Below are 6,627 nucleotides of genomic sequence, written 5' to 3'. Positions count from 1 at the left end.
TTTAATTTTACAGGGGAAAGGTATTCCCATTTACACAAACTTCTTGACACTCCCAATTATTTAACAACAACATTCTAATAAATACATGAGAATGCTTGATTTTAGTAAGAATCTTTTGTATTTTAGAAAATAAAAATAAATTTAAAGGAGCGTTTTTGTAATGTCTAATTGGGATACCAAGTTCGCGAAAAAGGGTTTTACTTTTGATGATGTTCTATTAATTCCGGCCGAAAGTCATGTTTTACCAAATGATGTTGATTTGAAGGTGCAACTTGCAGAAAATATTAAATTGAATATTCCAATTATAAGTGCAGGGATGGATACAGTTACTGAAGCAGCTACAGCAATTGCAATAGCTCGCCAAGGTGGTTTGGGTGTCATTCATAAGAATATGACAATTGAGCGACAGGCTGATGAAGTTCGTAAAGTTAAACGTTCTGAAAGTGGAGTAATCATCGATCCATTCTTCCTGACTCCAACGAATACGGTTGCTGAGGCAGAAGAACTAATGAGAAGATATCGCATAAGTGGTGTGCCAATTGTTGAGACATTGCAAAATCGTAAATTTGTGGGTATTATTACCAATCGTGACCTACGATTCGTTTCAGATCGGACTGTCGAGATTGATAGTGTGATGACTAAGGAAAATCTTGTGACTGCACCCGAGGGAACTTCCCTAAAGAAGGCAGAAGAGATCCTGCAAGAACACAAGATCGAAAAATTGCCAATGATTGATAAGGATGGTAAGCTGACAGGTTTAATAACTATCAAGGATATTGAAAAAGTTGTTGAATTTCCTAATGCTGCAAAGGATGAACATGGACGTTTGTTGGTTGCAGCGGCAGTCGGTGTAACGAGCGACACTTTTGATCGGGCTGCAGCACTACTTGACGCGGGTGTTGATGCGATTGTAATAGATACTGCCCATGGTCATTCTGCTGGCGTGATTCGTAAAATTAGTGAGATCCGTGAACATTTCCCTAAAGCAACACTGATTGCTGGAAATGTTGCAACAGCTGAAGCTACACGTGCACTTTATGATGTTGGCGTTGATGTAGTTAAAGTTGGAATCGGACCAGGGTCAATTTGTACAACAAGAATTGTTGCCGGTGTTGGTGTGCCTCAACTTACAGCCATTTATGATGCAGCAAGTGTAGCTCGTGAATATGGCAAAACGATTATTGCTGATGGTGGCATTAAATATTCTGGTGATGTAGTTAAAGCATTGGCTGCAGGCGGAAGTGCTGTTATGTTGGGTAGTATGCTTGCTGGGACAGATGAAGCTCCTGGTGAGACAGAAATCTATCAGGGCCGTCGATTCAAGACTTATCGTGGAATGGGTAGTCTTGGGGCAATGGACAGCAAACATGGTTCATCCGACCGTTACTTCCAGAGTAGTGTGAATGAAGCAAACAAGTTAGTTCCAGAAGGTATTGAAGGCCGTGTTGCATATAAGGGTTCACTTGCCGATATTGTATACCAAATTGTTGGTGGACTGCGTGCCGGAATGGGATATGTCGGTGCTGGTCATCTACAGGAACTACAAGATGATGCACAATTTATTCAAATTTCAAACGCTGGCTTGCGTGAATCCCATCCTCATGATGTTCAAATTACGAAGGAATCGCCTAATTATAGTAAATAACAAATGTGATATGAGTCGCAAAAATTTCAGTATTAATCTGGGATTTTGATTTATAGGACATGTTAGTGATTATATACAATTGAAAAATATTTGAGGGCTGGATCAAGAGTTAACTTTTGATCCAGCTTTTCTATTTATTTTGAATAAACATGTTCCACAAGTCAAAGACGTCTAATTTTGAATTATGCATATCCAAAGGCAAAGTGTTTGCAATGCTTGTAATTTCACGTTAATTCACCAGTCTCACCAACTATGTCACATTTGGCCCTTTTTTTGGAGCTAGAAACTTGCGAGCTTTAGCTGACGAAGAAGTATATAAAATGTTACAATCCAAGATAGATAGGAAAGGGGACGTTAAGATGGAACAGATGCTGGTAGTTACAACTGAGAATATTCCAGGGAAAAAATATACTGCTTTGGGTGAAGTATTTGGGGTAACAACGCAATCAAAAAATGTTTTTCGTAATATCGGAGCGGGTTTGAAAAATATTGTTGGTGGTGAGATTAAAGACTATACAAAAATGCTCGAGGAATCGCGCCAAGTTTCAGTGGAGCGATTACGTCAAAATGCTGCGGCAATGGGGGCAGATGCAGTGGTAATGATGCGCTTTGACTCAGGCTCAATTGGTCAAGATATGCAGTCAGTTGCTGCCTATGGTACCGCCGTTAAGTACACTGAAGAATAATATAATATACAAATGAGTCATGCCACAATTGATATTTTGGCATGCTTTTTTTGTTGATTATGTATAAGCTTTGTTCGAAGATTCAAAATTAAACAAAAATTTGAAAACCCTCAATGTATGACATAGACCACTGATTTATTAAGTGTGTTTAGGCATTGCGATTGTAAAAATATACAGATTATTTATAAAAAAGACACGAAAAAAAACAGCTAAACAATTCAATTTCAGAAAGTTGAAGTATTTAGCTGCTTCTTTGGTTTATTTATTTGATGTGAACATTTCTATAGAATAATACCGTACCATATGGTGAGATTTGGAGCCCTTTAACTTTATTTTTTAATAAATAAGACATTCCACCTTGATATACCGGTGCAGTAAATGCGTCTGTCTTAATTAACTGCTTTTCGGCCTTAATCAAAGTCGACCAACGTTTTGTAGGATTAGTTGCATATGTTGTTGCTGCTTGGTTCAATAAATTACGGAAGTTACTATTATTGTAATCATCGTCTAAATGATATTGTCCACCATCACTGATGAAGTTAACAGGATCAGCATAGTCAGGCTGCCACGTTCCATAAACGATATCGAAGTCATAATCGGTTGTTGCTGCTAAACGAGACTTCAGTGGAATAGAACGAAGACTTACTGATAATCCTGGCAAGTTTGTCTCAAGTTGGCTTTGAAGATACTCGCCGATTTGTTTGGAGTCTGTTGTATCAGAAGTCAATAATTCAATCGAAATTTTTTGTTTTCCAAGCTCTTTCTTCGCTTCAGCCCATTGTTTCTTAGCCTCCTTAAGATTGTAAGTCGACATATTGCCGGCATCTTTTCGGTAATCAGCCCCAGTTTTTGTATTAAAAGCGAAATCTTTAGGGACGATCCCATTTAATGCTGAACCTGCATGCAAAACATTTTTAACTAAGGAGTTTTTGTTATAAGCCATCGCAATAGCCTTTCTAAAATGAACATTGGCTGTTGTTTTGCGATGAGTATTGAATGACATGTAGCCAATTAATGGAATGGTTTTTGAGTGGAAACCAGCTGTTTTTTGATATTGCTTAATATAATCTGTCGTGAGCATTGCATAATCTAGCTTATTTGTCTTATACAGATTAGCAGCAGTTGAGGCATCCTTAACAACTTGAACATTAACTTTTTTAAGTGTAATTGCTTTTTTGTCCCAATATTTACTATTTTTCACATAATTCCATTTTAAGTTGGTACCATTCCAGCCAGTTACAACAAAAGGACCATTAAAAACAGTTTTAGCAGCACTTGTTCCATACTGGCTCCCATATTTTTTAACAATTTTTTCATCTTGTGGATAGAACGGTGCACCAGTCATAAGTTCTGAGAAATAACTGATGGGTGACTCAAGCGTAACTTGTAATTTATAGGTACTGAGAGCTTTAATTCCCAACTCGTCAGTTGACATCTTGCCTGCTGCAATTGCCTCACCATTTTTAATAGGTGCAAAACGTTGTGAGTTAGGGGAAGCTGCTGATGGATCTACCATCTTTCTCCAGGCAAAGACATAATCTTGTGCAGTTACAGCATCACCATTTGACCATTTTGCATTCTTTCTAAGAGTAAAAGTATAAGTTTTTTTATCTGGACTAACGGAGACACTCGAGGCTCCAGCAAGAACTGGTTTATTTTTTGAATTAAAACGATAAAGGCCTTCAAAAGTATTCTGTAATGCTTCAAGACTAGTAGTATCACTATATTTAGTGGTGCTAAGAGTAGCCATTTCGGCATTTGTTGCAACAGTCAAAGTTTGTTGGTTTGATGTACTGGATGATTGTCTATTACCACAAGCGGTCAATAAAAGTGTAGTAACTAGTAAAGTCCCAAATATTGCTAAAATCCCTTTTTTCATATATAAGCCCCCAAGTAATATGGTTTTTCTGTTAGTAAAATAAAAAGAGTCCCTGATCTTATCATGATCAGAGACTCTAGACAAAGTGACGTGTGGTTAGGCGGCAGAGTTTTCTATAATCATGAATGATGGCAAAATAAACATGCTTGCAGATTTGCAACATGTGCGACACATTCCCATTTTTTTGATATTAAAAAATGTCATAGAAAGACTCCTCCAATGGTTTAATAATTATGCATTAAGAGTACTTGTTTATTAACTGTTTGTCAATAAACAAACTAAACTAGTTGTAGAGTATTGTTAAAAAATAATAGTATTTAATTGTTTTTTGATTCAAAGAAATGTGATAGCATTAATTGAGAAAAACATCACAAAAAGAGAGGTCTAGTACTTGGTACTCACAAATAAAACACCCGAAGACAAAGTGAATTCGTTATTTGACCGTGTTGCCCCTGAATATGATTCAATGAATAATTGGATTAGCATGGGACTGCAAAAAAAATGGCGCAAAGAAACCATGAAGAAACTTGATATAAAAAATGATTCAGAGATCCTAGATGTTTGTTGTGGAACAGGAGCATGGACTGCTGACTTAGCGCGCGGACTTGGTGAGAGTGGTCATGTTACTGGATTGGATTTTAGCAAAGAAATGTTGAAACTTGCTGAAACCAAACTGGTTAATTATGAACAAAAAAGTAAGATAAAATTAGTCCAAGGAAATGCAATGGATTTACCGTTTACTGATAATTCTTTTAATGGGGCAACGATTGGTTTCGGACTTAGAAATGTCCCCGATGCCAGTCAAGTATTAAGTGAAATGCTGAGAGTTGTGAAACCTGGAGGATTTGTGGCTTGCTTGGAGACATCACAGCCACAAAATATGATTGTGAAGAGTGTGTGGAATATTTTCTTCAAACTGGTACCTGTAATTGCTAAGATTCGCGGAAATAATTATGCTGATTATGATTATTTACAAAAGACAACTAAAGAATTTGTCTCCGCAAACAGGTTAAAAGAAATGTTCGAGGAGGTTGGATTGCAGAAAGTCACTTATAAACAATTCAGTCTAGGGGCCGTTGTTCTTCACATAGGATATAAAAAAATGTAAATTTTAAAGTTAATTAGCTTCAAAGTTAATATTATAGTATGTCAGTTAACATGCAAATTTGAAAATTGTCATTTTGATCAGAAAGCTGTTTGGTTAGCACAGCTGGTGTGAAGCAACAACTATTAAGCAAATTGTTTAAAATAAAAAAGATGTAAGTAGACAGACGACATTCATTTTAATGGTTGGAGGTTTATTAAGACTGACACATGATATCCGTAGTCTTTCAAATAACTTTCCGAGAGTTTAGTTTATTTGATTTGAAAAAACTGTTGTGTTCAAAATTGATATCGGTTACATTTATCTTGAGACATTTAACATCGCTTGAAGTACTTTTTTGACTTGAGGAGGAATATTTATGTTAGTAGGTAGTGTTGAGGCAGGAGGAACCAAATTTGTTTGTGCAGTAGGGGATGAGAATTATCGCGTTAAAAATAGCATTAATTTTTTAACTACAACTCCTAAAGAAACGCTTGATAAAGTAATTAAATATTTTGAAAAATTTGAAATTAAAGCTCTAAGTATTGCTTCTTTTGGTCCCATTGAAATCAAAAAAAATTCCTCTAAGTATGGATATGTTACAAGTACACCTAAACCATATTGGGCCAATACTGATTTTGTTGGATATATTCAACAAAAAATTAAGGTACCTATTTTTTGGACGACTGATGTTAATGGATCGGCCTATGGTGAATATGTAATGGCAACATTAGCAAATGAAAAAATTAATTCGCTTGTGTACTATACTCTAGGAACTGGTGTAGGCGGAGGGGCTATAATAAATGGGAACTTCGTTGGAAATGCGGGACATCCTGAGATGGGACACGTTTTTGTAAAACGTCATCCAAAAGATCTTGATTTTAAAGGTATATGTCCTTTTCATAAAGACTGTTTAGAGGGCCTAGTCTCAGGACCAACTTTTGAAGCTAGGGTTCATAAAAAAGGTGAATATGTTTCTCTGGATGATCCTGTATGGGATATAATGGCCTATTATGTTGCTCAGGCTGCAATGCAAGTTTCTCTGATATTAAGACCTGATAGAATTGTTTTTGGAGGGAGCGTTGCAAATAAAGTTTTACTTCAGAAAGTTAGATTAGAGCTAAAGGCTTTACTAAATGATTATTTACCTCTTTCAAATTTAGAAAACTATATTACTTTGCCAGCTATCAAAAATAATGGTTCAGCTACTTTAGGCAATTTTGCCCTAGCTATTAAATTATTGAATTCTTGACACCGATTGTTTTACAAAAAAGGATGAGGCTGTGACATAAGTCTCCATAATAAAGGCCGGTTTGGAAAAATCTTTGGTTTT

General features: G+C 36.2%; 5 protein-coding genes. 4 read left to right on the top strand and 1 reads right to left on the bottom strand.

Features of this window, described 5'->3' with window-relative positions; translation table 11 throughout:
• Window positions 1–160: 160 nt before the first annotated feature.
• On the top strand, window positions 161–1,645 hold the full coding sequence (gene guaB / locus IV36_RS11500) for an IMP dehydrogenase (RefSeq protein WP_056992628.1): 1,485 nt from the start codon (window positions 161–163) through the stop codon (window positions 1,643–1,645).
• A 368-nt stretch (window positions 1,646–2,013) separates the two neighbouring features.
• Complete coding sequence (locus IV36_RS11495; protein WP_187328455.1) at window positions 2,014–2,331, top strand: heavy metal-binding domain-containing protein; 318 nt, start codon at window positions 2,014–2,016, stop codon at window positions 2,329–2,331.
• A 262-nt stretch (window positions 2,332–2,593) separates the two neighbouring features.
• On the opposite strand, the gene IV36_RS11490 is transcribed toward IV36_RS11495, so the two are convergent.
• Window positions 2,594–4,210 (bottom strand): peptide ABC transporter substrate-binding protein, encoded by a 1,617-nt coding sequence (locus IV36_RS11490; RefSeq protein ID WP_056992626.1) that lies wholly within the window; start codon window positions 4,208–4,210, stop codon window positions 2,594–2,596.
• A 391-nt stretch (window positions 4,211–4,601) separates the two neighbouring features.
• On the opposite strand from IV36_RS11490, the gene IV36_RS11485 reads away from it, so the two are divergent.
• Together IV36_RS11485 and scrK are read left to right on the top strand one after the other, a co-directional pair.
• Window positions 4,602–5,318 (top strand): demethylmenaquinone methyltransferase, encoded by a 717-nt coding sequence (locus IV36_RS11485; RefSeq protein WP_056992624.1) that lies wholly within the window; start codon window positions 4,602–4,604, stop codon window positions 5,316–5,318.
• Window positions 5,319–5,673: 355 nt separating this feature from the next.
• Entirely contained in the window at window positions 5,674–6,546 is an 873-nt protein-coding gene (gene scrK, locus IV36_RS11480; protein WP_056992623.1) for a fructokinase ScrK, read from the top strand.
• Window positions 6,547–6,627 lie beyond the last annotated feature (81 nt).

The organism is Liquorilactobacillus mali, assembly GCF_001437155.1.
Classification (GTDB): domain Bacteria; phylum Bacillota; class Bacilli; order Lactobacillales; family Lactobacillaceae; genus Liquorilactobacillus; species Liquorilactobacillus mali_A.
This window is presented reverse-complemented; position numbering and strand designations above follow the sequence as displayed.